19 protein-coding genes and 1 pseudogene are annotated in these 26,930 nt (G+C 71.6%); 9 read left to right on the top strand and 11 right to left on the bottom strand.

Annotated elements, in window-relative coordinates; translation table 11 throughout:
- Positions 1–14: 14 nt before the first annotated feature.
- The 5 genes from KXC43_RS18380 to KXC43_RS18360 all read right to left on the bottom strand — a co-directional run bounded on the left by KXC43_RS18380 (position 15) and on the right by KXC43_RS18360 (position 10,055).
- The gene (locus tag KXC43_RS18380) at positions 15–4,763 is read right to left on the bottom strand and encodes a diguanylate cyclase (protein ID WP_221377304.1); all 4,749 of its coding nucleotides are present in this window, start codon (positions 4,761–4,763) and stop codon (positions 15–17) included.
- Positions 4,764–4,871: 108 nt separating this feature from the next.
- On the bottom strand, positions 4,872–6,848 hold the full coding sequence (locus KXC43_RS18375) for a beta-galactosidase (protein WP_221377303.1): 1,977 nt from the start codon (positions 6,846–6,848) through the stop codon (positions 4,872–4,874).
- A gap of 19 nt (positions 6,849–6,867) precedes the next feature.
- Positions 6,868–8,211: an ABC transporter substrate-binding protein gene (locus tag KXC43_RS18370; protein WP_221377302.1), complete on the bottom strand. Its 1,344-nt coding sequence runs from the start codon at positions 8,209–8,211 to the stop codon at positions 6,868–6,870.
- 24 nt (positions 8,212–8,235) lie between these two features.
- Positions 8,236–9,153, bottom strand: a complete 918-nt coding sequence (locus KXC43_RS18365; RefSeq protein WP_221377301.1) for a carbohydrate ABC transporter permease — start codon at positions 9,151–9,153, stop codon at positions 8,236–8,238.
- Positions 9,153–10,055: a carbohydrate ABC transporter permease gene (locus KXC43_RS18360; protein WP_221377300.1), complete on the bottom strand. Its 903-nt coding sequence runs from the start codon at positions 10,053–10,055 to the stop codon at positions 9,153–9,155. The genes KXC43_RS18365 and KXC43_RS18360 overlap by 1 nt, the downstream gene beginning before the upstream one ends.
- A 170-nt stretch (positions 10,056–10,225) precedes the next feature.
- Between KXC43_RS18360 and KXC43_RS18355 the strand changes: the two genes are divergently transcribed.
- The 7 genes from KXC43_RS18355 (at position 10,226) to KXC43_RS18325 (ending at position 17,490) form a co-directional block, all read left to right on the top strand.
- Entirely contained in the window at positions 10,226–11,224 is a 999-nt protein-coding gene (locus KXC43_RS18355) for a LacI family DNA-binding transcriptional regulator (protein WP_221377374.1), read from the top strand.
- 38 nt (positions 11,225–11,262) lie between these two features.
- Positions 11,263–12,312 carry a toll/interleukin-1 receptor domain-containing protein gene (locus tag KXC43_RS18350; protein ID WP_221377299.1) on the top strand — a complete coding sequence of 350 codons (1,050 nt, stop codon included), beginning with the start codon at positions 11,263–11,265 and terminating at the stop codon, positions 12,310–12,312.
- A 20-nt stretch (positions 12,313–12,332) separates the two neighbouring features.
- Positions 12,333–13,220, top strand: coding sequence for a GIY-YIG nuclease family protein (locus tag KXC43_RS18345; RefSeq protein WP_221377298.1), 888 nt, complete (start codon positions 12,333–12,335; stop codon positions 13,218–13,220).
- 361 nt (positions 13,221–13,581) lie between these two features.
- Positions 13,582–13,848 (top strand): hypothetical protein, encoded by a 267-nt coding sequence (locus KXC43_RS18340; protein ID WP_221377297.1) that lies wholly within the window; start codon positions 13,582–13,584, stop codon positions 13,846–13,848.
- A gap of 221 nt (positions 13,849–14,069) precedes the next feature.
- Positions 14,070–15,326 carry an RICIN domain-containing protein gene (locus KXC43_RS18335; protein ID WP_221377296.1) on the top strand — a complete coding sequence of 419 codons (1,257 nt, stop codon included), beginning with the start codon at positions 14,070–14,072 and terminating at the stop codon, positions 15,324–15,326.
- A 47-nt stretch (positions 15,327–15,373) separates the two neighbouring features.
- Entirely contained in the window at positions 15,374–16,072 is a 699-nt protein-coding gene (locus tag KXC43_RS18330) for a hypothetical protein (protein ID WP_221377295.1), read from the top strand.
- Positions 15,988–17,490: a hypothetical protein gene (locus tag KXC43_RS18325; RefSeq protein ID WP_221377294.1), complete on the top strand. Its 1,503-nt coding sequence runs from the start codon at positions 15,988–15,990 to the stop codon at positions 17,488–17,490. Before KXC43_RS18330 ends, KXC43_RS18325 begins: the two co-directional genes overlap by 85 nt.
- Positions 17,491–17,564: 74 nt before the next feature.
- Here the strand turns inward: KXC43_RS18325 and KXC43_RS18320 are convergent, their stop codons facing one another.
- The 4 genes from KXC43_RS18320 to KXC43_RS18305 all read right to left on the bottom strand — a co-directional run bounded on the left by KXC43_RS18320 (position 17,565) and on the right by KXC43_RS18305 (position 21,502).
- Positions 17,565–17,966: a VOC family protein gene (locus KXC43_RS18320; protein WP_221377293.1), complete on the bottom strand. Its 402-nt coding sequence runs from the start codon at positions 17,964–17,966 to the stop codon at positions 17,565–17,567.
- A gap of 9 nt (positions 17,967–17,975) precedes the next feature.
- Positions 17,976–19,409: a flavin-containing monooxygenase gene (locus KXC43_RS18315; protein WP_308129138.1), complete on the bottom strand. Its 1,434-nt coding sequence runs from the start codon at positions 19,407–19,409 to the stop codon at positions 17,976–17,978.
- Positions 19,406–20,710, bottom strand: a complete 1,305-nt coding sequence (locus KXC43_RS18310) for an AMP-binding protein (RefSeq protein WP_221377292.1) — start codon at positions 20,708–20,710, stop codon at positions 19,406–19,408. The genes KXC43_RS18315 and KXC43_RS18310 overlap by 4 nt, the downstream gene beginning before the upstream one ends.
- Positions 20,711–20,779: 69 nt before the next feature.
- Positions 20,780–21,502: an alpha/beta fold hydrolase gene (locus KXC43_RS18305; RefSeq protein WP_308129137.1), complete on the bottom strand. Its 723-nt coding sequence runs from the start codon at positions 21,500–21,502 to the stop codon at positions 20,780–20,782.
- Between the two features lie 88 nt (positions 21,503–21,590).
- Between KXC43_RS18305 and KXC43_RS18300 the strand changes: the two are divergent.
- Positions 21,591–23,230 (top strand): annotated as a pseudogene (locus KXC43_RS18300) (GMC family oxidoreductase N-terminal domain-containing protein).
- On the opposite strand, the gene KXC43_RS18295 reads toward KXC43_RS18300, so the two are convergent.
- Both KXC43_RS18295 and KXC43_RS18290 read right to left on the bottom strand, forming a co-directional pair.
- A complete protein-coding gene (locus KXC43_RS18295) occupies positions 23,155–24,291 on the bottom strand; it encodes an NAD(P)/FAD-dependent oxidoreductase (RefSeq protein WP_221377290.1) in 1,137 nt (378 codons plus the stop codon). The pseudogene KXC43_RS18300 and the gene KXC43_RS18295 overlap by 76 nt on opposite strands.
- Before the next feature lie 63 nt (positions 24,292–24,354).
- The gene (locus KXC43_RS18290; RefSeq protein ID WP_221377289.1) at positions 24,355–25,299 is read right to left on the bottom strand and encodes a sigma-70 family RNA polymerase sigma factor; all 945 of its coding nucleotides are present in this window, start codon (positions 25,297–25,299) and stop codon (positions 24,355–24,357) included.
- Between the two features lie 56 nt (positions 25,300–25,355).
- On the opposite strand from KXC43_RS18290, the gene KXC43_RS18285 reads away from it, so the two are divergent.
- Positions 25,356–26,705, top strand: a complete 1,350-nt coding sequence (locus KXC43_RS18285) for a HEAT repeat domain-containing protein (protein ID WP_221377288.1) — start codon at positions 25,356–25,358, stop codon at positions 26,703–26,705.
- Positions 26,706–26,930 lie beyond the last annotated feature (225 nt).

Here is a 26,930-nt window from a genome sequence, read left to right as displayed (position 1 = left end):
TACGGGGCCGGGCGCTACGAGCGGACGGCCGGGCGGGGTGCGGCCCGGCGGCCGGTCCGCACCTGGTCGCGCCCGCCCCGCTTGGCCTCGTAGAGCCCGTCGTCGGCGTCCGCGACCAGGTCGGCGACGGTACGGTCGCCCGCCGGCACCTCGCAGCTGACGCCGACGCTGACCGTGACCACGCCGCCGGGCGCCGCCGGGTGGGCCTCGCCGAGCTCGTGCACCGCCCGCTGCACCCGTTCGGCCAGCTCGACCGTCGCGGCCGTGCCGGCGCCGGCCAGCACCACGGTGAACTCCTCGCCGCCGTACCGGGCGACCAGCCCCTTCTCCCCCACCGCGGCCGCGATCGCCCGGGCCACCTTGCGCAGGCAGTCGTCGCCGGCCGCGTGCCCGAGGCGGTCGTTGTAGAGCTTGAAGTGGTCGATGTCGATCATCATGAGACCCAGCGGCTCGGCCCCGTCGGCCTGCCACGAGCGCTCCAGCACCTGGTCGAGGTGGCGGCGGTTGGCCAGCCCGGTGAGCGCGTCGGTGCCGCTGAGGATCTGGAGCTGGGCGTTGGCCAGCCGCAGTTGCTCCGTGCGCTCGGCCACCTTGCGTTCGAGCGACGCGTACAGGTCGGCGTTCTCGATGGAGACGACGAGCTGGCTGCCGATGATGCGGACGACGTCGAGCCGCTGGTCGGTGAACGTGCCGCGCCACAGGCGGTTCTCGAGCACGAGCATGGCCCTCGGCTCGCCGTGCGACACCACGGTCACCGCGAGGACCGCGCAGAGCTCGACCCCGTCCAGGTACGGGTCCTGGGCGAACCGGGGGTCGTCGACCGCGTTGTCGAGCACCAGGGGCGCCTGGGTGCGCTCGACGTAGCGGACGATGCTCAGCGGCACCCGGCCGGCCGTGATCACCGACCGGCCGTCCGTCCAGTCCGCGGTCTCGTCGTCGCGGGTCAGCAGGTGCACCCTGGTCGCGCCGGTGAGCGAGGCCAGGATCTCGACCACCCTGACGCGGAGCTGGCCGATCCGGGTCTCGGAGCTCAGCGCGCGCGACGCCTCGACGACCGCCATCAGGTCGACCGCCTCGGAGGCGAAGGTGGTGGACGTGCCGGACCCCGCGGCCGGGGCGCCGGCCCGCCGCTCGCGCAGGAACGGGAACTCGCGCTCCTGCGCGGCAACTTTCGCTGTCGCACCCCAGTCGGTCCAGCGCTCGTGGGAGTCCCGCAGCAGGCGGTGCCCGACGTAGCCGAGTCCGGCCGCGAGCTGGTAGCGCCCGGCGCGCTCGGCCAGGAACGCGTGCTGCCAGGGGCGGCGCTGGCGACCGGCAGCCCGCAGCGCCTCGTCGAACAGGCCGCCGGCGGCCGGGTCGCCGGCCACCCACGCTCGTTCGGCGGCCAGCCACCGGGCGAGGTGCTGGAAGTTGGCCGGGGCGTCGGCCGCCCGCTCGTCCAGCCAGCACAGCAGCGGCTCGGCCTCGTCGGCGCGATCCGCGGCCAGCAGGGCGTAGGCGCGCACGAACCGGGCGGTGGCGGTGAAGTAGTTGCCCTCGATGAACGGCAACGAGCGTTCGATGGCATCGGCCTGCGCGACCAGCGCCGGGACGTCGCCGAAGAAGGCCGCGGCCAGAGCCTGCAGGATGCTGCGGTAGGCGGCCGCCATCGGATTGCCGCCGGGGCCGGTGTCGGCCGGGCCGCCGGGGCCGGTGGTCAGCAGCTCGTGCAGCTCGTCGAACTCGGCCATGATGGCGGCGTTCTGCTCGTTGGCCACGCGCTTGGTGAACGCGGTGGACCGCACCAGCTCGGCCTGGAACGCCGGCAGGGTGGGCGCGCAGTCGAGCAGGGCGGGCACGGTCGTGTGCGCGGTGAAGCAGGCGAAGGCCAGGTCGCCGCCGTGCACGAGCCGCTCGTAGGCCAGCCGGGCCAGCTCGACACTGTGCTCGACCGGCTCGAACCAGTGCGTGGTGCTGACCGAGGCCAGGAACCGCACCGCGGCTGTCTCGGCGTCCCAGCCGCGGGCGTCGCCGACCTCCTCCAGGTGCCGCAGGACGCGGTAACCGGTGACGTGATCGCGCCGGAACCCGATGGCGGCGATGCCGGAGTGGGCCAGCGGCACGACCAGGGCGGCCGACGGGCCGTGCTCGGACCAGATCCGGCGAGCGGCGGTGATCAGCCACACCATCGTCTCGTGGTCGCTGAAGAAGGCGGGCGGCATCATCCGCGCGAGCAGGCTGCACGCCGCCACCAGCGCCGGTTCGGCGACGTCGGCCCGGATCAGGTCGTCGTCCACCCGTAACGTGGGCGCCCATTCGCGCAGCTGGTCGAGCCCGTCGTCCAGCTCCCGGGCGGGCAGCGGCACTCCGAGCCGGCCCAGCAGTGCCCGGCCCAGGTCGAGGGCGTCGGCGGCGCGTCCGCGGACGGTCAGGCTCTCGATCTGGACGACGGCCGGCTCGGTCAGGGCGGCCGGGTCCAGGCGGTCCGCCAGCCCGGTCCAGAGGGTGTCGGCCTCGGGCAGGCGGCCGAGGCTGTAGAGGGCACGGTGGTGATCGATCAGGATCCGGTCGAGCAGCGCGGGGTCGTCGCCGGCCAGCGGCGCGGCGGCAGCCAGATAGCGTTCGGCGACCGGGTAGTTGATCATCCGGAGGCCGGCCGCGGTCGACCTGAGCAGCTCGGCCACCTGACGACGGTGACCGGCCCCGGTGACCAGGCCCGCCGCGGGCAGGTACTGCTGGGCGGCGACCGCGGCATGCTCGGGCCGGCCGGCCAGCCGCTCGGCCAGCACCAGGTGGAGCAGCCGCCGGGCTGCGGGCGGGGTGAGGGCGTACGCCGCCTGCTGCACCCGGTCGTGCCGGAACGCGACACCCTCGTCGAGCACGACGAGCCCGTCCTCCAACGCGGGCCGCAGCCGGCTCTCGACGTCGGCCGCGGTGCTGCGAAGCGCGGCCGCCAGCAGGTCGAACCCCGTCTCACCGCCCAGCGCGGCCATCACCGTGAGCACCCGGCGGCAGGAACGCGGGAGCCGGTCGAGCCGGGCCACCAGCAGGTCGCCGATGTCGGAGTCGCCGACCCAGCGGCGGACGGCGTCGACGTCCCAGTCCCACCCGTCGTCCGAGGGGGCCAGGACGCCGCCGACCCGCAGGCTGTTGATCAGCTCGACGGAGTCGAACGGGTTGCCGCCGGTGCGCGGCGCGATGGCGGCGGCCAGGCCGGCGGCCCGTTCGGCCGGCAGCCGCAGGACCTCGGCCAGCAGCGTGGTGACGTCGTCCGGAGGCAGGTTGCGCAGGCGTAGCTCGCGCGGCGGCAGTTCGAGGCGCTGCCAGCGGGTGAGCACGGCCGACAGCGGATGCGAGGCGTCGACCTCCTCCTCGCGGTAAGCACCGATCACCAGCAGGCCCGGCAGCCCCTCCGCGGTCAGCAACGTCTCGATGAACGCGGTCGGGGTGGCGGCCGCCCATTGCACGTCGTCGACCACGAGCACCAGGGGGCGGGCGGGCGAGACGACCGTGCAGATGAGCGCCAGCGCGGCCTGGAACAGCCGGCCCTGCACCTCGGCCTGATCGCCCCGGGGCGGTTCGGGATCGATCCGCAGCAGCGGCGCCACCTCGGGGATGAGCCCGGCGAGCAGGCCGGCGTTGTCGCCCAGGGCCGGGCCGAGCACGGCCCGCAGCCGGGCCAGGTCGGTCTCGTTCTCGCCCAGCAGCAGCCGGGCCAGCGCGCGGAAGGCGGTGGCCATCGCGTCGGACGCCGTGTCCTGGCGGTACTGGTCGAACTTGCCGGTGACGAACCAGCCGCCGGCCGCCGTGACCATGGCCCGCAGCTCGTTGACCAGGGCGGTCTTGCCGACCCCGGAGGGGCCGCTGATCAGCAGGCCGCGCACGCGGCCCGCCAGCGCCTCGTCGAAGGTGGTCCGCAGCGCGGCGACCTCGGCGTCCCGCCCGATCAGGCGCGACGGTGCGGTCAGCCGGGCCGGGAAGTCGCGGGCGCCCAGCTCGAACGGGCCGTCGCCCAGGCGGGCCAGGTCGTGGGCGCAGCCCTCGGCGCTCTGATAGCGCCGGTCCGGCTCCTTCTCGAGCAGCCGGTCGATGATCGCGGCCAGCATCGGCGGCGCGGCCGGGACGAGCTGGGTGACCCGCACCGGGCGCCGGGCCAGGTGGTCGTGCAGCAGTTCGAGCGGGTTGGTGCCGGTGAACGGCGGGCGCCCGGTGACCAGCTCGAACAGGGTCGCGCCGAGCGCATAGAGGTCGGAGCGACGGTCGACGGCCCGGCCGGTGCGCCCGGTCTGCTCCGGCGCGAGATAGGCCAGGGTGCCCGCCACCTGGCTCTGGTGGGTGAAGCCGGGCCGCTCCTCGGCCGCCGTGGTGGCCAGCTCGAAGTCGATGAGCACCGGGTCGAGCCCGTCGAGCACGACGTTGGCCGGGTTGATGTCCTTGTGCACGACGCCGGCCGCGTGCACGGCCGCGACCACGCGGGTGAGCCGGAGCGCGACATCGCAGACGGCGCTCATCGGGTGGTGGCCGGCCCGGATCCAGGCGGCGAGGCTGTCGCCCACGTCGAGCAGCACCAGCTCGGTGTCGCGGGGTGTGCCGCCGGCCAGCCGGGCCACGCCGGGGACGCCGGCCAGGCGTTTCAGTGTCTCGCGCTCGCGCCGGCCGCGCTCGACCGCGTCCGGCCCGCGCAGCTCCTTGCGGATCAGGCCGGGCCGGTCGCCCGCGGGCGCGGATCGTACGACTCGGGTGCGCGCGCTCTCGTAGAGCACTTCGACCTGAGCGTCCGACACAAGGCAACCTCCGAGGGACCTATCGGCCGCACGCGGCCGGTCCTGAGAGAACAGCCGGCCCGGCAGCGGATTTCTCCGCTGCCGGGCCGGGTCGCGCCTGGCTGGGACTCAGGCGCGGAGCACCGCCACTCCCCTGGCGGTGAGAGTGCGGCCGGGGCCGCCGAGGGCGGTGATGTCGACCGGGTGCTCGGTGCGGTTGATGACGAATCGGGTTTCCCCGCGGACGGCCAGCTCGACCTGGCCGCGCAGCTCGGGTGGCAGCTCGCTGGTCACGCCGGCCCGGGCCAGCAGGTCGCCCAGCACCGGCGCCAGGCCGTCGGGGCCGAGCCGGGTCGAGAGGTAGGCGGCCGAGCCGTCACCGACCTCGCGGCGGGTGATGGCGGGACGGCCGGCCTGATCGCCGGTCTTGTAGGAGGCCAGCACGGCCGTGTCGCCGGTGGCCAGGTCGATCCGGTCGGTCCACAGCGTGCCGGTCAGGCCGTTGTCGAGCTCGGCGATGTCGCCGTCGAGCAGCGGCCCGAACTCCTCGATGCGGATGCCCAGCAGGTCCCGCAGCGCGCCCGGGTAGCCGCCGAGCCAGACGTGGTCGTTCCCGTCGACGATCCCCGAGAAGTACGTGGTGATCAGGTGACCACCGTTCTCGACGAAAGCGCCCAGACGAGCGGCCAGCGGCGCCGGCGTCACGTGCAGGATCGGCGCCACCACGACGTCGTACCGTCCGAGGTCGGCCTCGACAGGCACGACATCGGCCCGTACGCCCAGGTCGAGGAACGCCGTGTACCAGTCGAGCGCCTCCTGGCGGTAGCGCAGCTGCTCGGTCGGGTGCGAGTCCTGCTCGACCGCCCACCACGAGGTCCAGTCGAACAGGATGGCCGCCTTGGCCGGCGTACGCGGTGTGCCCGCCAGATCCGCGAGCGAGCGCAACGTGCCGCCGAGCGCCACCACGTCCCGGAACAGCTGGGAATCCGTGCCCGCGTGCGGGTACATCGCCGAGTGGTACTTCTCGGCCCCCGCGCGCGACTGCCGCCACTGGAAGAAGCAGACCGCGTCGGCGCCGTGGGCCACGTGGGTCAGCGAGTCGCGTTCCAGCTCGCCCTGCTTCTTGGCCAGGTTGATCGGCTGCCAGTTGACGGCGCTGGTCGAGTGCTCCATGAGGAACCACGGCCGCCCGCCCGCCAGGTTGCCGGTGAGGTTGGCCGAGAACGACAGCTCGTCGAGCGTCTGCTCGCCGGGCAGCCGGTAGTGGTCGTTGGAGATGAAGTCGACCTCGGCCGCCCAGTCCGCGTAGTCCATGCCCCGGGTCTCGCCCATCACCATGAAGTTCGTGGTGACCGGGATGTCGGGCGTGATCTCCCGCAGCAGGTCGCGCTCGGCGATCAGGTAGTCCTTGAGCGCGTCCGACGAGAACCGCTTGAAGTCGAGCTGCTGGGTCGGGTTGGGATGGGTGGCCGCCTGCCGCGGGGGCAGGATCTGCTCGAAGTCGGTGTACCACTGCGACCAGAACGCCGTGCCCCACGCCTCGTTGAGCTCGTCGATCGACGCGTAGCGGGCCCGCAACCAGGTGCGGAACGCCGCCGCCGCGTCGTCCGAGAAGTCGTACACGTTGTGGCAGCCCAGCTCGTTGCTGACGTGCCAGGCCACGACCGCGGGGTGGTTCCCGTACCGCGAAGCGAGCTCACGGACCAGTCGCAGCGCATGCGAACGGAAGATCGGCGAGGTCGGCCGCCACTGCTGGCGGCCGCCCGGCCAGATGGTGTTGCCCTGCTTGTCCACCGGCAGGATCTCCGGGTGCCGGGTCGTCAGCCACGGCGGCGGCGAGGCCGTCGCCGTGGCCAGGTCGACGGCGATCCCGTTGGCGTGCAACAGGTCGATCGCCTCGTCGAGCCAGCCGAAGTCGTACTCGCCCTCGGCCGTTTCGAGGCGCGCCCACGAGAAGATGCCGAGCGAGACGATGGTGACGCCGGCCTCGCGCATCGCGCGCACGTCGTCGTCCCACACCTCGCGGGGCCACTGCTCGGGGTTGTAGTCCGCGCCGTACTCGAGACGAGGGTCTCCGGCCCGGCGCAGCCAACGGGGGTTTTGCACAGAATCTCCAAAGAGGGAGTTACTTGACGGTGAAGCCCTGCTCGTTGCCGTACTTGGCGGACTGGTCCTGCCAGGCCTTCAGACCGTCGGCGAGCGTGGTGTTCGAGACGTACGCCTTACCCACGGTGTCGTTGAAGACGCTGTTCGAGTACACCTGGAACGGCAGGTACGACCAGCCGGTGACCACGTTCTGCGCGGACTTGGCGAAGATCTCGTTGGCCTTCTGGCCGCCGAAGTACTCGAACTCGTCGCCCAGCCACTTCGGGTCGGCCAGGGTCTTGCTGGTGGCCGGGAACGCGCCGCCGTCGACGCGGACCTGCACGCCGTCGCCGTCGTTGGCGTACTTCAGGAAGCCGTACGCGAGCTCCTTGTTGGCGCCCTTCTCCATGATCGAAAGTGCGCTGCCGCCGTTCTCGGCGCTGGCGTTGGCGCCCGCGGTCCACTGCGGGAGCTCGGCCGCGCGCCACTTGCCCTTACCGGCCGGGGCGCTGGTGACGAAGTTGGCCGGCATCCACGCGCCGGTGGCGACCGTGGCGATCGAGCCGTTGCCCATGCCCTGGAACCATTGGTCGCTCCACGAGCTGATCGGCGCGAGCAGCTTCTCGCTGATCAGCGTCTGCCACACCTTCACGAACTCCTGCGAGCCGGCGTCGTTGAAGTTGATCGTGACGTTGGTCCCGTCGACCTGGTAGGGCTTGCCGCCGGCCTGCCAGATGAGGCTGGTGGTCAGGCCCGCGTCGCCGGTGTCGTTGGTGATGTAGGCCTTCGGGTCGGCCTTGTGCAGCTTGCGCGCGGCCTCCAGGTACTCGGTCCAGGTCTTGGGGACCTCGATCTTGTGCTTGTCGAAGACTTCCTTGTTGTAGAACAGCGCCATCGGGCCCGAGTCCATCGGCAGGCCGTAGACGCCGCCGCCGGAGTTGACCGAGTTCCACGGGCCGGGGTTGAAGTCGGCCTTGAGGGCCTCGGCGCCGTACGAGTTGAGGTCGGTCAGCGCCTTGCCGATCGCGAACTGCGGCAGCGCGTAGTACTCGATCTGCCCGACGTCCGGCACACCCTTGCCGGCGGCGATCGCGTTCTGCAGCGCGGTGTACTGCTTGTCGCCGGTGCCCGCGTTGACCAGGTCGACCTTGACGGTCGGGTACTTCTGCTGGAACTTCGTGACGACGTCCTTCAGGGTCGGCTCCCAGGCCCACACCGTGAGGGTGCCGCCCTTCTGGAGCGCGGCCTCGACCTGGGCGTCGGTGACGGTGGCGCCGCCGCCGGAGGAGCCGGTGGACGACGAGTCGTCCCCACCTCCGCCGCAGGCGGCCAAGGCCAGGACGGCAGCCGACGCAGCGGCCGCCACCTTGATGAATCGGGACATGCGAGCGGGTCCTTTCTCCGGTGTTCATTCTTTGACGGAGCCGGCGGCCAGGCCGGACTGCCAGTAGCGCTGCAGCGAGAGGAACGCTGCGAGGAGCAGGACGACGGTGATCAGCGAACCGGTGATGACGAGGTTGAAGACGGCCTCGCCGCCCGCGGTCGCGGCCTGGGCGTTCCACGAGTTCAGGCCCACGGTGAGCGGGTACCAGTCCGGGTCCTTGAGCATGATCAGCGGCAGGAAGTAGTTGTTCATGGTCGCGACCATGGTGAAGAGCAGGGTCGTGATGAGGCCGGGCATGAGCAGCGGCACGCTGAGGCGGAACAGCGTGCGGAACTCGCCGGCCCCGTCGACCCGGGCCGCCTCGAGCATCTCGGTCGGCACGGCCTGGGCGGCGAAGGTCCACATCAGGTACAGCCCGAACGGCGAGATCAGCGACGGGATGATCACGGCCCACGGGGTGTTGGTGAGCCCCATCTTGCTGAACATCAGGAACGTCGGGACGGCGAGCGCGGTCGGCGGCACGGCCACCGCGCCGATGACGATCGCGAAGACCGCCTTCTTGCCGACGAAGTCGAACTTGGCCAGCCCGTACCCGCCCAGCAGGGCCAGGAACGTCGCCCCGCCCGCGCCGACCACGACGTACAGCAGGGTGTTGAGCAGCCAGCGGGTGAAGATGCCGTCGTTGTACGTGAACGTGTCGGCGATGTTGCTGAAGAACGCGAACTTGCCGTCGTCGAACCAGAGCCCGAAGGAGGAGAACAGGCCCTCCTGGGTCTTGGTCGAGTTGATCAGCAGCCAGACCAGCGGGAACAGCGAGTAGATGGCCATCACCGCGGTGAGCACGGTCAGCAGGACGCTGCCCTTGCGGCGGGGCCGCTTCGGCGACAGGGTCACCGGCCTCGACGTACGCGGGGAGGTCTTCGGCACCGAGGTCGTGGTCATCAGAGGTCCTTCGTCCCGCGCAGCTGCACCACGTAGGCGACGATCATGGTGATCACGGCCATCACGACCGCGATCGCCGCGGAGTAGTTGATCTGCTGGCCCGAGAAGGTCAGCGAGTAGGCGTAGAAGTTCGGCGTGAAGTACGTGGTGATCGCGTTCGGCGCCAGGTTGCGCAGGATGGCCGGCTCGTTGAACAGCTGGAAGCTGCCGATGATCGAGAAGATCGTGGCGATGACGAGCGCGCCCCGGATGGCCGGCAGCTTGATCGAGCGGATGATCCGGACCTGGCCGGCGCCGTCGATCGCGGCCGACTCGTAGAGCGACTTCGGCACGACCTGCAGGGCCGAATAGAAGATCAGCATGTTGTAGCCGACGAATGTCCAGGTCGTGATGTTGCCGATCGAGGCCAGGATGAGGCTGGGCTTGAGCGGGTCGGGCAGGGTGATCCCGAGGGCGTCGTTGAGGTTGCCGATCAGGCCGAACTGCGACCCGTAGATGAAGCCCCACATGAGCGCGGCGACCACGGCCGGCACCGCGTACGGCAGGAAGATCGAGACCCGGAAGAAGCTCTTGCCGTAGAGGCGGCCGCTGTCGAGGGCCAGCGCCACCAGCAGGGCCAGGAAGAGCATGATTGGCACCTGGACGACCAGGAAGAGCCCGACGCGGCCGACGCCGGACCAGAACTGCGGGTCCTGCAGCGCCTGGGTGTAGTTGTCCAGGCCGACGAACGCGTTACCGCCGATGAGGCGGTTGCGGTACAGGCTGAGGTAGATCGCGTAGACGATCGGGGCCAGGAAGACCAGCGCGAACACGATCATGAACGGGCCGACGAACTGCCAGCCCCGATATGAGCGTCGCGCTCGTCTGGTCGCCGGCGGCGCTGCCGCGAGTGGAACTGCCATCTGCCCTCATCCTGTCTTGCCCGAAGCCGAGATGTTTACGCAAACATGACGCGGCGCGGAGCGTTCGACAATGTTTCTTTCGGTTCACTGCTGTGATGTTTGCGTAAACACGCGGGTGATAGTTTCACCGAGTGCAGCGAACGTCAAGCAACCGTCGCCGCGGCGTCTCGATGGCCGACGTGGCGCGTCTAGCTGGTGTCTCCGCCCAGACGGTCAGCCGGGTCTCGGCCGGTCACCCCGGTGTGCTCGAGTCGACGCGCCGCGAGGTTCTGAACGCGATGCAACAACTGGGCTATCGACCCAATAGTGCCGCGCGGGCGTTGAAACGCGGCGAATTTCGCACCATAGGTGTCATCTTGTTCACACTCGCGACCACCGGCAACAGCCGGACGGTCGAGGCCATCGCGGCCCACGCCGCCCGCGAGGGGTACGCGATCACGCTCATCCCGGTGGCCGTGCCGACCCAGGACGGAGTGCTCGGCGCCTTCACCCGCCTCGGCGAGCTGGCCGTCGACGGCATCATCGTGATCATGGAGGTGCACCTGCTGGACGCGGTGGACCTCACGCTGCCGCCGGGCGTCCCCGTCGTGGTCGTCGACTCCGACGCCGGCGACCGCTACCCCGTCGTCGACGCCGACCAGGCCGAGGGCGCCCGCCAGGCCGTACGCCACCTGCTCGCGCTCGGCCACGAGACGGTCTGGCACGTCACCGGCCCCGACGAGTCGTTCTCCAGCGCCCGCCGCGCCCAGGCCTGGCGGCAGGTGCTCGAGGACGCCGGCCGCCCGGTCCCGCCGAGTGAGCACGGCGACTGGTCGGCCGAGTCGGGCTACCGCGCCGGGCTCAGGCTGGCCGCCCGCCCCGAGTGCACCGCTGTCTTCGCCGCCAACGACCAGATGGCCCTCGGCGTGCTGCGAGCCCTGCACGAGAACGGCCGCCGGGTCCCCGAGGACGTCAGCGTGGTCGGCTTCGACGACATCCCCGACGCCACGTCGTACATGCCCCCGCTGACCACGGTCCACCAGGACTGGCCCGAGGTCGGCCGGCGCTGCGTCCAGGCCCTGCTCGAACAGATCAACCGCCACACCGTGCCGCCCGGCACCGTCCTGGTGCCGACCACCTTGATCGAGCGCGCGAGCACCGCGCCGCCGTCAACGGATCAACGACAGTAACTTGCTCCCGGGGCCCGGCCCCGCTTGGATGCTGGCTCATGGGCAGCGTCCGACTGGTGCACGGCGACATGTTCTCCCGCCCCTGCGACCTCATCGTCCTGCCCTGCTCGACCTCCGGCACCACGACCAGGTTCGTCGGCGAACGCCTCCGGGTACACAACATCGCGCGGCCGGCCCCGGGCCTGCTCGGCACCGTCCAGATCGCCCGCTTCGACGGCGCGGAGCAGCTGGCCCAGCAGGTCGCCTGGGCCGTCTCGGTCAAGGGCACCCGCAGCAACCTGCCCGCGATCGAGCGGATCGGCCGCGCCCTCGGCCAGGCCACGACCGCGGCGCCCTATCCGCAGAAGCTCTCGGCGCCGCTCCTCGGCTCCGGCTCCGGGCGCCTGCCCGCCGAAGACGTGCTCGACCGGTTGACGGCCGGCTTCCTGGCCACCGCGTCGCGCGAGGCCACCCTGCACGTCTTCGTGCCGGCTCCGGAGACGTACGAGGATCTGGTCCGCCACCGTGACGGGCTGCCCGCCGCGGACCAGCCGTCACCCGCCGTCCGGGCCGCCCTGCCGCCGGCCGGCGATCGCTCGGCGACCCGGGTGCACACCGCAGCCGCGCCGGCCCGGGTTTTCATCAGCTACACGGCCGATCGGCCCGAGATCGTGCGGCCCTGGGTGCGCGAGCTCGGCCGGTTCCTGCGCGGCAACGGCGTCAACGCCCGTCTCGACCTGTGGCACCTGATGGCCGGCATGAACCTTCAGCAGTGGATGCAGAACGAGATCGAGCAGGCCGACCGCGTCGTCCTGGTCTGCACCGAGGCGTACGCCCGGCGGGCCGACGACCTCGACGGCGGCCTGGCCTACGAGATCAAGCAGATCCAGCAGGACATCGGCGCGCGGAACGACCAGCTCAAGTACCTGCCGCTGGTGTGGGCCACCGACCCGTCCAAGGCCCTGCCGATCTTCCTGAGGCCCTACCTGTTCATCCACTGGCCCCCGACCGGCGACGGCAGCGCCGCCCGCACCCAGCTGCTCGAGGCGATCCTGCGCGGGCAGGAGGAGGCGCCCCCGATCGGCGAGTTGCCTTCGGCGTACGTCTGACGGGGATCTACTCTTCGCCGGTGAGCAATCGTCCGGGCGCCGACCTGCCGGCAGCGCCCGGGGTCTACCGCTTCCGGGACGCCGGTGGGCGGGTGCTCTATGTCGGGCGGGCCACACATCTGCGCAGCCGGGTCGGGTCGTACTGGGGTGACCTGCGGGACCGGCGGCATCTGCGGCGGATGGTTCCGCAGATCGCCCGGGTGGAGGCGGTCGCCTGCGACTCGGTGCACGAGGCGGCCTGGCTCGAACGCAACCTGCTGGAGCGCTCGAAGCCGCGGTGGAACCGGATCCGCGGCGGCTTGGAGGCGCCCTTCTGCATCCGGACGTCGGCGTCGAGGATCGAGCTGGCGCACTGGCGGCCGGGCGTGGCCGCCGACTTCGGGCCGTACCTGGGTGGCACGCAGGCCCGGCTCGCGGTGTCGGGGCTCGAGCGCGTGCTGCCGCTGCGGTACACGGACGAGCGGCTCGACGGCGGGCTGCGCGACCTGGCCCGGATCCGGGGTGTGGGCCCCGAGGACCGGGACGCGATGCTGGCTTCCGTCAAGGCCGTTCTGCGGCGCGAGGTGGCCGCGCTTTCCGGCGTACGGCGGGAATTGGCGCTCCTGCGCGACCGGGCCTCGGCGAACCTGGCGTTCGAGTTGGCCGGCCGGATCCAGCAGGAGATCGAGGCGGTCGCGTGGATCGGGGCCGAGCAGAAGGTGACGCTGCTGGCGGCCGGCTCCGACTTCGAGGTGTACGGGTACGCGGACGGTGTGCTCGTGAAGTTCCAGATGCGCGCCGGGCGGCTCGACCGGTGGGAGCAACGGGCGTGCGCCCCGGCCGCCTCGCGGCGCTATCTCGACCGTACGCCGCCGGAATGGTCCGAATTCGCTGCGCGCAACGCGGAGCTGGCCCGCTCTCTGAACTGACCGGCGTGGATACGGTCGGGGCGCTCCTGACCCAGGTCGTCGGGCAGCGGGCGCTCCCGGGTCAGCGACCCGGCGCCGAGGAGGCGCTGCGCGCGTGACACCTCGATCGGCTGCTGTCCGACGATGCCCTCCGCGCGTCCGTGCGGGCCGAGCTCGCGCCGGGCGTGGACGACCGGGCGTGGCGCGCCACGTCGCCGCCCGATCCCGAAGCGCTGGAACGACGGGTGGACGCGGCCGGTCCGGAGGCGATCGGCGCCGGGCTCCTGCACCCGGACGAGGCGACGCGGAACCGGGCGCGGAACATAGCGTCCAGGCCCGGGCGGTCACGGCAGGACGCCCGGCACGCGCAGGCCGCCATGGCTTGGCGCCCCTGGGAAGCGCCCCTGGCCGGGCCCCGTGGCTGACCCGGCTGGCCGACCCGGCCGAGGTGCTCGCGGGCGTGCCGGTCCGCGCCGACCCGCGCTGGCTGGAGTGGGCGTGGCTGACCGCGCCGGCCGGCCGCGCAACGGTGGAGGCGGGAATCCGGGCCTGCTACCGGCTCGACGGACTGGCCGAACCCGCGTCGATCGTCTGGGCCGACTCGCCGTACACCGGGGTGATGCTGCGCCGGCTGGCCCAGCCGCTCTAAACCCGGCTGCCGGCCGGCCCGAACGCCGGATCGGTGTCATCGTCGCCGAGCGGCCGGTGTCGATCGAGGCCGGGCCCGTGCTCCGCTGGTGCGACGGCACCGCGTACGACCCTTTTGGAAATTAGCTTAACTATTGCTTGTATCAAGTCCTGTCGATGCCTCAGGATGAGAGCGCGGCGCCGCTCCCCACCATCCCCGCACTCATCCCCTGAGGTATCGCCATGCGTCTGCTCAAACGCGCCCTCGCGGCCGCCGCCGTCCTCCTCGGCGTCGTCGCCGTGCCGGTGCAACCCGCGCACGCCGCCGACCCGTTCAAGGTGCTCGCCTTCTACAACGGAACGTACGACGCCGCGCACATCGACTTCGACAAGGAGGCGCGGGAGTGGTTCCCCCAGGCCGGAGCCCAGAACGGCTTCACCTGGGAGGCGACCACCGACTGGAGCCGGCTCAGCGCGTCCGGCCTGGCCGGCTACCAGGTGATCATGTTCCTGGACGACGCTCCCCCGGCGAACCGGCGCGCTGCCTTCCAGCAGTACATGGAGAACGGCGGCGGCTTCCTGGGCTTCCACGTCAGCGCGTTCACCACGAACGCCAACGACTGGAGCTGGTACTACAACACGTTCCTGGGCTCGGGCAACTTCGCCACCAACACGTGGGGCCCGACGGCAGAAACGCTGCGGCTCGGCACGCACCCGACCACGGCCGGCCTGCCCGCGACAATCCCGTCGGCGGTCAGCGAGTGGTACTCCTGGAGCCGTGACCTGCGGCAGAACCCCGACATCGACATCCTGGCGTCGATCGACGCGTCCAGCTTCCCGGTCGGCACCGACCCGAACCAGCAGTGGCGCAGCGGCTATTACCCGCTGATCTGGTCCAACCGGAACTACAAAATGATCTACACCAACTTCGGCCACAACGCCATGAACTACGAGACCAACACCCGCACGTCGTCCACCTTCGCCAGCCCCCAGCAGAACACCTGGCTGATCAACAGCATCAAGTGGCTGGCCGGCGCGGGCGGCGGTCAGCCGCCCACCGAGGCGCCCATCGACCCGGCCGCCTGGTACCCCGTGGTCAACAAGAACAGCGGAAAGTGCCTCGACGCCCGAGCCGCCGGCACGACGAACGGAATCGCGATCCAGCAGTACGCCTGCAACGGCAGCAACGCCCAGCAGTACCAGTTCGCCCCGACCAGCGGCGGCTACGTCCGCATCAACCAGCGGGGAAACGCCGCCCAGGCCCTGGACGTGACCAACGTGTCCACCACCGACAACGCCCCGATCCAGACGTGGACGTACGGCGGCGGCAACAACCAGCAGTGGCAGCCCGTCACCGAGGGCGGCGGCTACTACCACTTCGTCAACCGCAACAGCGGCAAGTGCCTGGACGTCCCGGCCGCCTCCCAGGCCGACAGCGTCCAACTCGTGCAGTACACCTGCAACGGCACCGCCGCCCAGAGCTTCCGCCTGACGCGCTGACGTGTCGGCCCCGCGAATTCGTTCGCGGGGCCGATACGGTGACGACCATGCGAACGCGGCCGGTCACCTATCGCGAGCTCCTTCGCACCAGCCGGCTCGGCGGGATCGTCGACGGCAGCGGGCGCCGGACCATCGACGCCGAAGTGATCCGGCGGTGCTGCACGACCGGAGCGCCCCAGGTGGACCCGCGCGGGATCCGCCTGAGGGGGATTCGCGTGCTGGGGCAACTCGATCTGGCCGGCACGTCGGTCGAATTCCCGTTGCGATTCGAGAGTTGCGCCTTCGAGGCCGCTCCGATCCTCGAGAACGCCCAAGTGTCGAGCCTGCTCATCGTGGACTCGCCCGGCCTGCCGGGCCTGCTCGCCAACGGGCTGCAGGTTCGCGGCGATCTGGACCTCTCCCGCTCGGCTGTCACCGGTGCACACCGGACGAGCGCCAGCACGTCCAAGCGGGCAGCGATCTGGCTGTGCGAGGCGAACGTCGGCGGCCGGCTGCTCTGCGTCGACACGACCATCACCACCGCGGGCGAGCGGTCCCTGCAGGCCGACCGCATGCAGGTGGGCAGTACGGTGCGACGATCACCGGCCGGATCGACCTCGGCAACGCTCGGATCGGTGGTCAGCTCCTGGTCCGGGACGCCACGGTCACCGCCGCCTCGCCCGTGCCGCTCGCCGGTCCGTACGGAAGCAAGCGCACCACCGGCAGCGCGATCAACGCTCCCCGCCTCAGCGTGGGTGGCGAACTGACCTTGGAGGGCGACTGCCGCATCGTCGGAGGCACCGATGTGTCGCTCAGCGATCTCGGATCGTTCACCGTGGACGGCGCCTGTGTGTTCAGCGCCCCTGGGCAGATCGCCCTCAACCTGGCCAACAGCGAGGTACGGTCGCGCGTGCTCCTGTCGCCCGGCACCCGGGTGGAGGGCGAGACGCTCCTGGTCGGCCTGCACGTACACGGACGCCTGGTCCTCAGCGGGACGTGCCTGAGCCACCCCCGCGCCGGTCGTCTGATCACCGGCTCCGGCCTGACGGTGGACGGCGACCTGTGGCTGTCCGGCCTGCACGCGGACCGGGGCTGGGTGCGCTTCCGGGGCGCCACTGTCAAGGGCGAGATCGACGCCGCCGGCGCGGTCCTCGACAACCCGGGCGGCGTGGCCCTGTCGCTCTACGACTGCTCGGTCGGCGGTTCCGTCGCGCTGAGGAACGGCTTCCATTCCCGCGGCGCGGTGCTACTCAACCGGATCACCATCGACGGGCGGCTCGACTGCCGGGACGGCAGGTTCGAGTGCCCTCGCATCACGGACCAGCAGCGCTATGTGCAGGCCATCGACGCCGCCTCGGCAACCGCGCGCGGCGGCCTCTACCTCGGTTGGGCGCGGGCGACCCCGAGCGTCGACTTCACCAACGCGACGACTCCCCTGCTGGCCGACCACCCCGAGCGATGGCCGGGGCAGTTCATCGTCTCCGGACTGACCTACGACCGGTTCGTCCACCCGGACGGCCCCGGCAACGCCGTCGCCTGGGATCACCGGAAGCGCAGCGACTGGTTGAAGAGGCAGACCGTGTACGACGCCGGGCCGTACGAGCACCTCGCCTCGGTGTTCCGCCGCCACGGATACACCGCCGAGGCCGAGGCCATCCTCATCGAACAGCGCCACGAGGCGCGCCGCGCCGGCCGCACCAAGCCGCTCCGGCGTGCGCTCGACGCCGCCTTCGGGTGGACGGTGGGTTACGGGTTCCGGCCGAGCCGGGTCCTCTGGCTCCTGCTCGGCCTGCTGGTCGCAGTGGCCCTCTCCTTCCAGCTACCGGCTGTCAGCGACACCATGCGGGCCACCGACGAGCGGGGCAACGTCTACGCCACCGACGGCCGCCTCGTCTCCGTCGCGCCCGACGACGGACTGCCCAACTCCTTCGCCCACGGCAGCGGCCGGAAGCCTCGGGCCGACGCCTGCGGCGAAGGCCAGGTGCGCTGCTTCAGCCCGGCTCTCTATGCCGTCGACACCGTAGTGCCACTGATTTCGCTCGGTCAGCGGGCCACCTGGTACGCCAACGCCAAGGCGCCGCACGGCGGGCTCGTCGACTGGTGGCTGAACATCGCCACCCTCATCGGCTGGCTGCTGTCGACCATCTTCGTCCTGTCGTTCGCCCGGATGAGCCGCACGACGTGAGTCATCGGACGAGCCCGAGCGTCGCCGGCCCTACGTGGTCGTCAAGTACCCCGAGGACGACCCCGGCTCGGCGTTCATTCGACCTGGGACGGTGGCTGGAGGATGCAGAACTCGTTGCCGTCGGGGTCGGTCAGGACGTGCCAGGTCCAGCCGTGTTCCTCGATGGGGTCGGTGGTGAGACGGCGGGCGCCGAGCGCTGTCACGCGGGCGGTCTCGGCTTCGAGGTCGGGCACGCGCAGGTCCAGGTGCAGGCGGGTCTTGGTGGTTCTGGGTTCGGGCACTCGTTGGAGCAACAACTCGATGCCGTTGCCGTCGCGCGGCAGCAAAGTCCGGTAGCGGCCCGGTGAGCTGGGCTCGGACCGGTAGCCGAGCACACCGCACCAGAAGGCCGCCGACCGTTCCAGGTCGGCGCAGTCCAGGACTATCGCCAGTTCCACGTCGTTGCGTCCGCCGAAGCGGGCCGGGCCGTTGGTCATGACAGCACGTTACGACGAGGGCTCGTAGTCCGTGGGGTCGAGGCGGGCGACCCGGCGACGGTACTCGGAGGCCGTGCCGGGCCAGTTGGTGACGATGCGGCCGGCGGCGTTGCGGTACCAGCTCCGGCAGGCTGTCCAGACGCTGCCGGTCAGGCGGCGCTGGATCTCGCTGTCGAAGGCCGCGGCCACCGAGCGGCGCACTTCCAGGGGGCGGCCGCCGGCGGCCAGGCGTTGCACGGCCTGGACGATGTAGGCGGCCTGGTGCTCCAGGAAATACAGGACCGACGTGTTGCCCGAGTTGGTGTTGGGGCCGTACATCAGGAAGAGGTTGGGGAAGCCGGGAATCGCCAGTCCCAGGTGGGCGTAGGCGCCGGTCGCCCATTCGTCGGTCAGGCGGCGGCCGTTGCGGCCTTCGACCGTCATGCCGGCCAGGAAGTCGGTGGCGGCGAAGCCGGTGGCGTAGATCAGCAGGTCGCACCGGTGGACTGTGCCGTCCGCGGTTCGTACGCCGGACGGGGTCTTCTCGAGGATCTTCTCGGTGACCAGGGAGACGTCGGGGCGGGACAGCGCCGGCAGCCACCGGTCGGTGAACAGCACCCGTTTGCAGCCCATCGGCTCGTCCGGTGTCACCTGGGCCCGCAGGGCGGCGTCGCGCACCTGGATACGGCGCTGGACCCGAGAGACCGTGCGCACGAAGGCGCTCGCCACCCGGCCGCCGGCGAGGGCTCGGCCGGTGACCACCGTCATCGCCCACACGCCGGCTCGCGGCAGCTTCATCAGCGCGGGCATCTTCCCGTACGCGAAACGGCGACCGGCGCCGTAGCGGCGATCCGGACGTGGGAGCGTCCATGGTGGAGTGCGCTGGAAGACGGTTACGTGAGCGGCGCGGCCGGCGAGCGCGGGCACCAGCTGGATGGCGCTCGCCCCGGTGCCGATGACCCCGATGCGGGCGCCGTCGATCGGCAGATCCGCACGCCACCGGGCCGTGTGCGCAGCCGGCCCGGCGAACTCGCCCGGGATCGGCGGCAGCACCGGGTTGCCGAGCTGGCCCACCGCCGGCACCAGCACATCCGCCTCGACCACGAGACCGTCCCGGGTCGTGACCAGCCATCGGCCGTCCGACCAGACCGCCGATGTCACCTCCGCGTTGACCCGCACCCTGGATTCCACGCCGAGCGCGGCCGCCGTCGACCGCAGGTAGCCGAGAATCTCGTCGTGCGACGGGAAACGTCGGCTCCACAGTGGATTCGGCGCGAACGAGTACGAGTACAGCGGCGCGGGAACGTCGCACGCGCAGCCCGGATAGGTGTTGTCGCGCCACACCCCGCCGATCGACGGGGCCTTCTCCAGCACCACGACATCGTCGAAGCCGGCCTTCAGCAGGGCGGCGGCGGCCGCTGTCCCGCCGAAGCCGGCTCCGATGACGACGATCCGGGGATTCACCGGCTGCAGAGGTCTTCGACCTGGGCCGCGTACCGCTCGAGGACCGCGTGCCGGCGGACCTTCATCGTCGGGGTGACCAGGTCGCCGCCGGGCGGCCACTGGTCGGGCACGATCTCGTACGCCTTGATCTGCTCGGGCCGCGACAGGGTCGCATTCGCCGCCGCGACACCGGCCGCCACCATGCGGCCGACGACCGGGTCGAGCGGATCGGGCGCGAACTCGGGGTCGATGACGATCAGCGCGGTCAGGTAGTCGCGGGCGTCGCCGATGATCACCGCGTGGGCGATGATCGGGCAGGCCGTACGCAGGGCGAGCTCGACGCCGGCGGGTGCGATGTTCTTGCCGCCGTTGGTGATGAGCAGTTCCTTCTTGCGGTCGATCAGGCGCAGGTAGCCGTCCTCGTCGACGGCCGGCGTGCCCTCGCGGTAGCCGCGGGTCACCATCGGGCCGCGGACGAGCAGTTCGCCGTCGTCGAGCAGGCGCGTCTCGAGGCCGGGCACGGGCAGGCCGATCGAGCCGGTGCGCACCTGGCCGGGTGGCACCATCGCGCCCAGCCCGGACACCTCCGACATGCCCCAGCCCTCGACCAGGGGCACGCCGAGCGCGTTCACGTAGTCGATGATCGCGGGCGGGGTCGGCGCGGCAGCCGTGATGGCGACGCGCACCTGGTCGAGGCCGAGTCGCGCGCGCAGCGGACCGAACACCCGCTCCTCGAGTTCGGGTGGCACCGGCCGTCCGGCCCGCCGGAGTCCCACAGCGGCCTGCACCGCCTGGCCGACCGCCGCGCGCACCGTCTCGTCCGGGAAGTGGCGGATGCCGGCGACCAGCCGTTGCCACACCTGCGGCACGCCGCCGAACAGGGTGGGCCGCACCTCGACCAGCGCGGCCAGAATCTTCCGGTGGTCGTCGAGCGTGGTCAGCTCGGTGCCGCACCACGTGTTCATGTAGTGCGAGCCCCAGCGGTCGGCGATGTGCGCGGCCGGCAGGAACGAGATGGCGCGGTCGCCGGGGCGCACGCCGACGAGCGGGGCCGTGGCCTCGAGCATCGCCACCAGGTTGGCGTGGGTGATCTCGACGCCCTTGGGCCGGCCGGTCGTGCCCGAGGTGTAGACCAGCGTCAGCAGGTCCTCGGCGGCGACAGTCGCGGTGTCAAGGTCGAGATCGGTTCCCGCCGGCACGGTCGGCGGGTCGTCGATGACGATCAGGTGCCGGGGCTTGCTGATCGCGACGCGGAGCGCGACCTCGGTGGGGCGCGCGGCGACCGTACGCCGGAAAGCTTCGACCAATGTGGAGTGGCTCATGGCTGACCGCCTTAGCCGTCGAGGATGTGTGCCGAAAGTAGCAGCCTGTTGACGGTGTGCCAATAGGCTTCAGGCAGTCTCGAGGAGCAGCCGCGCGCACGCCGCCGGATCGTCGCCGAACGGCAGGTGACCGCACCCCTTCAGCCGTACGTGCCGGGCCTCGGGAAGCAGCCGCCGGGCGCGCCTCGCCTGACCGTAGGGCAGCACGAGATCGCGCGTCCCCCAGGCGATCGTCGTCGGCACGGCACCCGCCCCGGCGAAGCGCCACGTCCCCAGCTCGCGCCGGGCACCGGCGAATCCCGGCGCGGCCACCAACGCACGCGCATCGTCCACCGCCTCGTCCGGGGTCAGACGCAGCGGACGCGCGTAGAAGAGCCCGCACAGCGCGGCTCGCCCGGCCCGGGTCCGCAGCAGGGCAGGCAGAACCGCCCCGAGCAGAGCGCCACCACTGCGCGCCACCCCCACGGTCGCCTGACACCATCGAGCCCCGACCGAGCCGTAGAAGCCGACCGGGGCGAAGGCCGTCACCGCCCGCGCCACCCTCCGGCGTCCCAGTTCCAGTGCGACTGCCCCACCCAGCGAACTGCCGCCCACCGCCGGCCGCGTGACGCCGAGCGCATCGAGCAACTCGGTGACCCGGTCGGCGAGGTGCGGCACGTCGCCCGGCCCACCGTCCGGCGGCGACGACCCGAAACCCGGCAGATCGACCGCGATCACATCGTGCTGTGCGGCCAGCGCGGGCAGCACCGGCTTCCACACCTGCCACCGGCTGCCGATCCCATGAATGAGCACGAGCGGACTTCCGGCGCCCTCCCGGTGACACCGCACGCGACCCACCCCGCTTATTGACATGCCGCCAACAACGATGTCACCGTACGCCATGGCGTACGGTGACGACGTGCTCGTCGTCGGATCAGGATTCGGCGGCAGCGTCAGCGCGCTGCGGCTGACCGAGAAGGGCTACCGGGTGGCCGTCCTCGAGGCCGGCCGCCGCTTCGCTGACGACGAGCTGCCGCGCACGTCGTGGCGGTTGCGCCGCTATCTCTTCGCGCCCGCGCTGCGCTGCTTCGGCATTCTGCGGCTGACCCTGCTCGACAATGTGCTGATCATGTCGGGGGCCGGGGTCGGGGGCGGGTCGCTGGGCTATGCCAACACCCTCTACGAACCGCCCGACCGCTTCTTCGCGGATCCGCGCTGGGCGGCGGTCACCGACTGGAGAGCCGAGCTGGCGCCCGCCTACGACCAGGCCCGGCGCATGCTCGGCGTCGCCGGCAATCCGCAGGAGACCGCATCCGACCGGGTGCTGCTCGAGGTGGCCACTCAACTGGGTGTGGAGAAGACCTTCCGGCGTACGCCGGTGGGTGTGCACTTCGGGCCCGCAGCGCAGGACCCTTACTTCGGTGGCGCCGGACCAGCCCGGGAAGGCTGCACCTTCTGCGGGTCGTGCATGACCGGTTGCCGGGTCGGGGCCAAGAACACGCTCGTCAAGAACTACCTGTATCTGGCCGAGCGGGCCGGCGCCACGGTCCATCCACTGACGACGGTCACCGACGTACGGACCCGGGCATCCGGCGGATTCACCGTGCGCACCCGCCGCACGGGCGGGATCCGCCGTCGCACGTTCACCGCCGGGCAGGTCGTCTTCGCCGCGGGCGCGCTCGGCACCCAGCGCCTGCTGCACCGCCTGCGCGACCGCGGCCGCCTGCCCCACCTCTCGCCCCGGCTCGGCGAGCTCAGCCGCACCAACTCGGAGTCGATCCTGGGCCCCGCACCCGCCGCCGCGACACCGACTACAGCCGGGGCGTCGCCATCACCTCGTCGATCCACGTCGACGCCGACACACACGTCGAACCCGTCCGCTACGGCCGTGGGAGCAACCTGCTGGCATTGATGTCGACCGTGCTCGTCGACGACGCGGGCGGCCGTTCCCGGCTCGCGGCCGGGTTGCGCGAACTCGTGCGCGACCGCCGGAACCTGCGCCTGCTGGCCTGGCCGCGCCACTGGTCGGAACAGACCGTCGTGCTGCTGGCCATGCAGTCGCTCGACAACTCCGTCACCGTGCACCGCAAACGCGGCCGGCTGCGGACCCGCCAAGGCGTCGGCGCGCCCAACCCGGACTGGGTGCCGGCCGCCCATGACGTGGCCCGGCGCGCCGCCTCGCTGGTCGACGGCGTGCCGCTCGGCGCCGTGACCGAGTTGGCCGGACGCCCGGTGACCGGTCACTTCCTGGGCGGCTGCGCGATCGGCACGTCGGCCGGGGCGGGCGTCATCGACCCGTACCACCGCGTCTTCGGCCCCCCCGGCCTGCACGTCGTCGACGGCTCGGCGGTGGCCGCCAACCTGGGCGTGAACCCGTCGCTGACGATCACCGCCATGGCCGAGCGGGCGCTCTCGCTGTGGCCCAACGCGGGCGAGCCCGACCCGCGGCCACCGCTCGGTGCGCCCTACCGCAGATTGCCCGCGGTTTCCCCCGTACGCCCGGTCGTGCCGGCCGACGCGCCCGGAGCACTCCGGATGTGACGGCGCCGGGTAGGCACCATCATGGTCGGGTGGGCCGTGCCCCAGGCCGCCCCGGAGCAGACCCACTCCTTGATCCGCGCCGCCCGCCGGCCCGTGACGACGGTCGACGTCGATTTGTCGTCAGCCGTCGTGATCTGCAGGATGCCGTCACGCCGTCCCAGGCTGATGCACTGCCCGTAATAGCGCAGCGGGAGCTCCTTCGCCCGTCGCCCGGTCAGGCTCTCGGCGATGGCATCGGCGGCACGCCACGCCATCGGCACCGCCGACGCGCAGCACATCCGCATCGGACGGCCGTCCGGGCCCGCGGCGGAGGCGGCGTCGCCCACGGCGTACACGTCGGGGTGTGACACGGAGCGCATGGTGCCGTCGACGACGATGCGGCCCACGTCGGAGACTGTCAGGCCCGAGCCCGCCGCCATCGGGGTCGCGCTGAATCCCGTTGTCCAGACCGTCACCGCGGCGTCCTGCTGCTCGGCGACCTCGGTGATGGACAACCGGCTCAGAGCCGCTTGCAGGTGGTGTTGCGCCTTGTCGCTGAGCCACGTCCCGACGCCCTGGCGTGCCGTGATCCGCACCTGCAGGTCCGGTCGCGACTCGGCGATCTCGGTCGAGGCCTCGATGGCAGTCAGGCCTCCACCCACGACCAGCACGGTCTCGCCCGCGCTGAGCTCGCTGAGCCGCTCCCGCAGTCGCAGCGCGGCGGCCCGGCTCGACACGTGATGGCGTCCCGGCTCGACCCGGGTGCTGCTGCCCAGGGCGACAACCAGGGTTTCGTACGGGATCTCGCGGTCGCCCAGAACCACGGTCCTGCGCTCGGCGTCGATGCCGGTGACCCAGGCCGGCAGCAGCTCGACGGGGGTGCCCGCGAAGACGTCCCGCAGCGGGCGGTGCGGCAGATCCTGGCCGGCGGCGAGCTGGTGCAGGCGGATCCGTTCGACGAAGTCGGGGTCGGCGTTGACCAGGGTGACCTGGGTGTCGTCCGGATGCAGCCGGCGGGCCAGCCGACCCGCGGCGTGCGCTCCGGCGTACCCGGCTCCGAGGACGACGATGCGGTGCTTCATGGATGGCGCTCCTGTCCGGTAGGCGTGCCTCCTGAACCGGGCCGGGCCGCCTTTCCTGACAGGTCAGCCGATGACCTGGATCACATCGTCGTCGCTCGCCCGCCACCGGTCGGCGAGCCGCCGCAGCTTCTCGGGGTTGGCCTGGATGTGCAGGGCGGCGATGCCACCGGGCGCCACGTCGAGCGAGATCACCCCGAGAACCTTGACGCCGCCGGCCGCGACCACCACCGCCGGGCCGTCGTTGACCACGGCCGCGTAGAAGCCGACCCGGACGTCGCCGATGAAACGCTGGATCGTGTCGGCGTTGAGCCCACCACGCAGCGCCCGCGCGATGGCCAGGGGGCCGCTGATCGGCGCGCTGCGGGCGGGAACCTCGCCGCCACCGTCGGCCACAGCGCGTGCGTCGTCGGTCAGCAGCCGGACGAGCGGCTCGACCTCGCCGCTGAGCGCCGCGGCCAGGAACTCCTCGACGATCTTGCGGGTGGCGGCGGCATCGACGCTCTTGCGGGAGGCGGCGACGTGCTCGGTGACGAGGTGCTGCCGGGCCCGCCGCAGCAACTGCTGGCTGTTGGACTCGCTGATGTCGAGGATCTGCGCGATCTCGGCATGCGGGTAGCCGAACGCCTCGCGCAGCACGTAGACCGCCCGCTCGGTGGCCGGCAACCGTTCCATCAGCGCCAGCATCGCGATCGACACCGACTCGCGCTGCTCGGCGGTCTCGGCCGGCCCGAGCATCCGGTCACCGTCGAGCACCGGCTCGGGCAGCCACTGCCCCACGTAGCTCTCCCGCCGCACCCGGGCCGAGGTCAGCTGATTCAGGCACACATTGGTCAACGTCCTGGTGAGCCAGGCTTCCGGCGTACGGATGAACTGCCGCTCCGCCCCCTGCCACCGCAGGAACGTGTCCTGCACGGCGTCCTCAGCGTCCTGAGCGGACCCCAGCAGCCGATAGGCGATCGCCTCGAGCCGGCCCCGCGACCGCTCGAACACCTCGACCTCGCCCGACATCGTTCCACCCTGCCACGCCGCGCAAAATTGTCGTAGGGGCGAAGTAGGGTCGCGCCGTGCTCGAAAAGCTGGATGACGTGCCCTGGTCCGACCTTCATCACGCCTATGGCCCCGCTGACGATGTGCCCGCTCAGCTGCGGGCGCTGTGCTCCGACGACGCCGACGTGCGCAAGAAATCACTGTGGAGCCTGTTCGGCACCATCTTTCATCAGGGCACGCGCTACGAGGCCAGCTCGCACGCCGTGCCGTTCCTGCTCGAGCTGGCGGCCGCCCCGGCCACACCGTCCCGAGAGTCGGTGATCGAGCTGCTGGTCGCCCTGGCCGTCGGCTCCGACGAGTCCTACCTGCCCGGCAGCTTCCCCCTCACCGAGCTGCGATCCGCCGCGGCCGGCGGCGCCGATCTGCTCCGCGACGGCGGCGCGTGGGACCGGCTCGCCTCCCTGCCCGAGTCCGATCAGGATCGGCTGCAGGCGCGCATCGAGCTGAACGCCTACGAGGCGGTCGCCGCGGGGGTTCCGCTCTTCGTGTCGCTGCTGAAGGATCCCGACCCGGCCGTACGGCGAATGGCCGCGTACGCCCTGGGCTGGTTCCCTGCACCCAGCCCCGGCCTTTCTTCATCCAGCCCCGACGAGCCCCTCCCACCCAGCCCGAAGACGTCCACCTCCGCACGGCCCTCACCCATCCGCCCCGAGGTGCATGCCACGACGCTGCCCTCCCCCAGCCCTGAGGTTCACGCCGCTGCCCTGCCGTCACCCACTCCAGAGGTGCCGATCGCCGCAGTCGGCTCACCCAGCTCTGTTGCGCTTGCCCAGGCGCTCGCCGATGACGACGGGTCCGTAGCAGCGACTGCGGCCCTGTCGCTGGGACTCCTCGGCGAAACGGCCGGGAGCGTGCTCGCCGAGGACGCGATCGCGAGCGCCTTGGGCGATTCGCGCGAAGTCGTCCGGGGCGGGGCCGCCATCGCGCTGGCCAGGGCGCACGGGCCGGCGGCCCAGCGACAAGTGGTTGACGAGCTGCTCAGCTGGGCGGCCGGCGGCCAAGCCACCGAGGTCCCCTATCTCGACGGTGACCTGGCCGGCTATGCCGCGCGGTCGCTGGCGCTGGTGCTGCCCGACGAGTCCGACGAGGCGCTCGACGTCCTGCTGCGCCGTCTGCCGACGGTGTCCGGGGCCGAGGCGCTGCCGGTGGTCGGCGAAGCATTGCGGCGGGTCTTCCCAAGCGGCCCGATCGTCGCGGGCACTCCGTTCGACGCCCTCACCGAGCGCCAGAAACGAGTGGTCCGCGCGCTGGCCGGGTCCCCGTCGACCTGGCTGTTCCTGGAACGGGCATACGGCAACTTCGCCTGGCTCATCGGCAGCTACGGCCTGCCCTCCAACGAGGAGGCGATGCGCGCCTACGCCACCTGACCGAACGCTACGGTGCGGCGCGGGGGCGAAAGTGCCCGCGTCGCACGAACAAAACGCTGCCGTCCGGCGCGAGGGCGAGAAGCGCCACGTGGCACCAACTAAACGCCGCCGTCCCACGCGGGGCGAGAAGCGCCACGCCGCACGAACAAAACGCCGCCGTCCCACGCGGGGCGAGAAGCGCCACGCCGCACGAACAAAACGCCGCCGTCCCACGCGGGGCGAGAA

Origin of the sequence: Paractinoplanes polyasparticus (genome assembly GCF_019710575.1) — a bacterium.
Lineage (GTDB): Bacteria > Actinomycetota > Actinomycetes > Mycobacteriales > Micromonosporaceae > Actinoplanes > Actinoplanes polyasparticus.
Note: the sequence above shows the minus strand (reverse complement) of the source record. Positions and strands in the feature narration are given on the sequence as shown.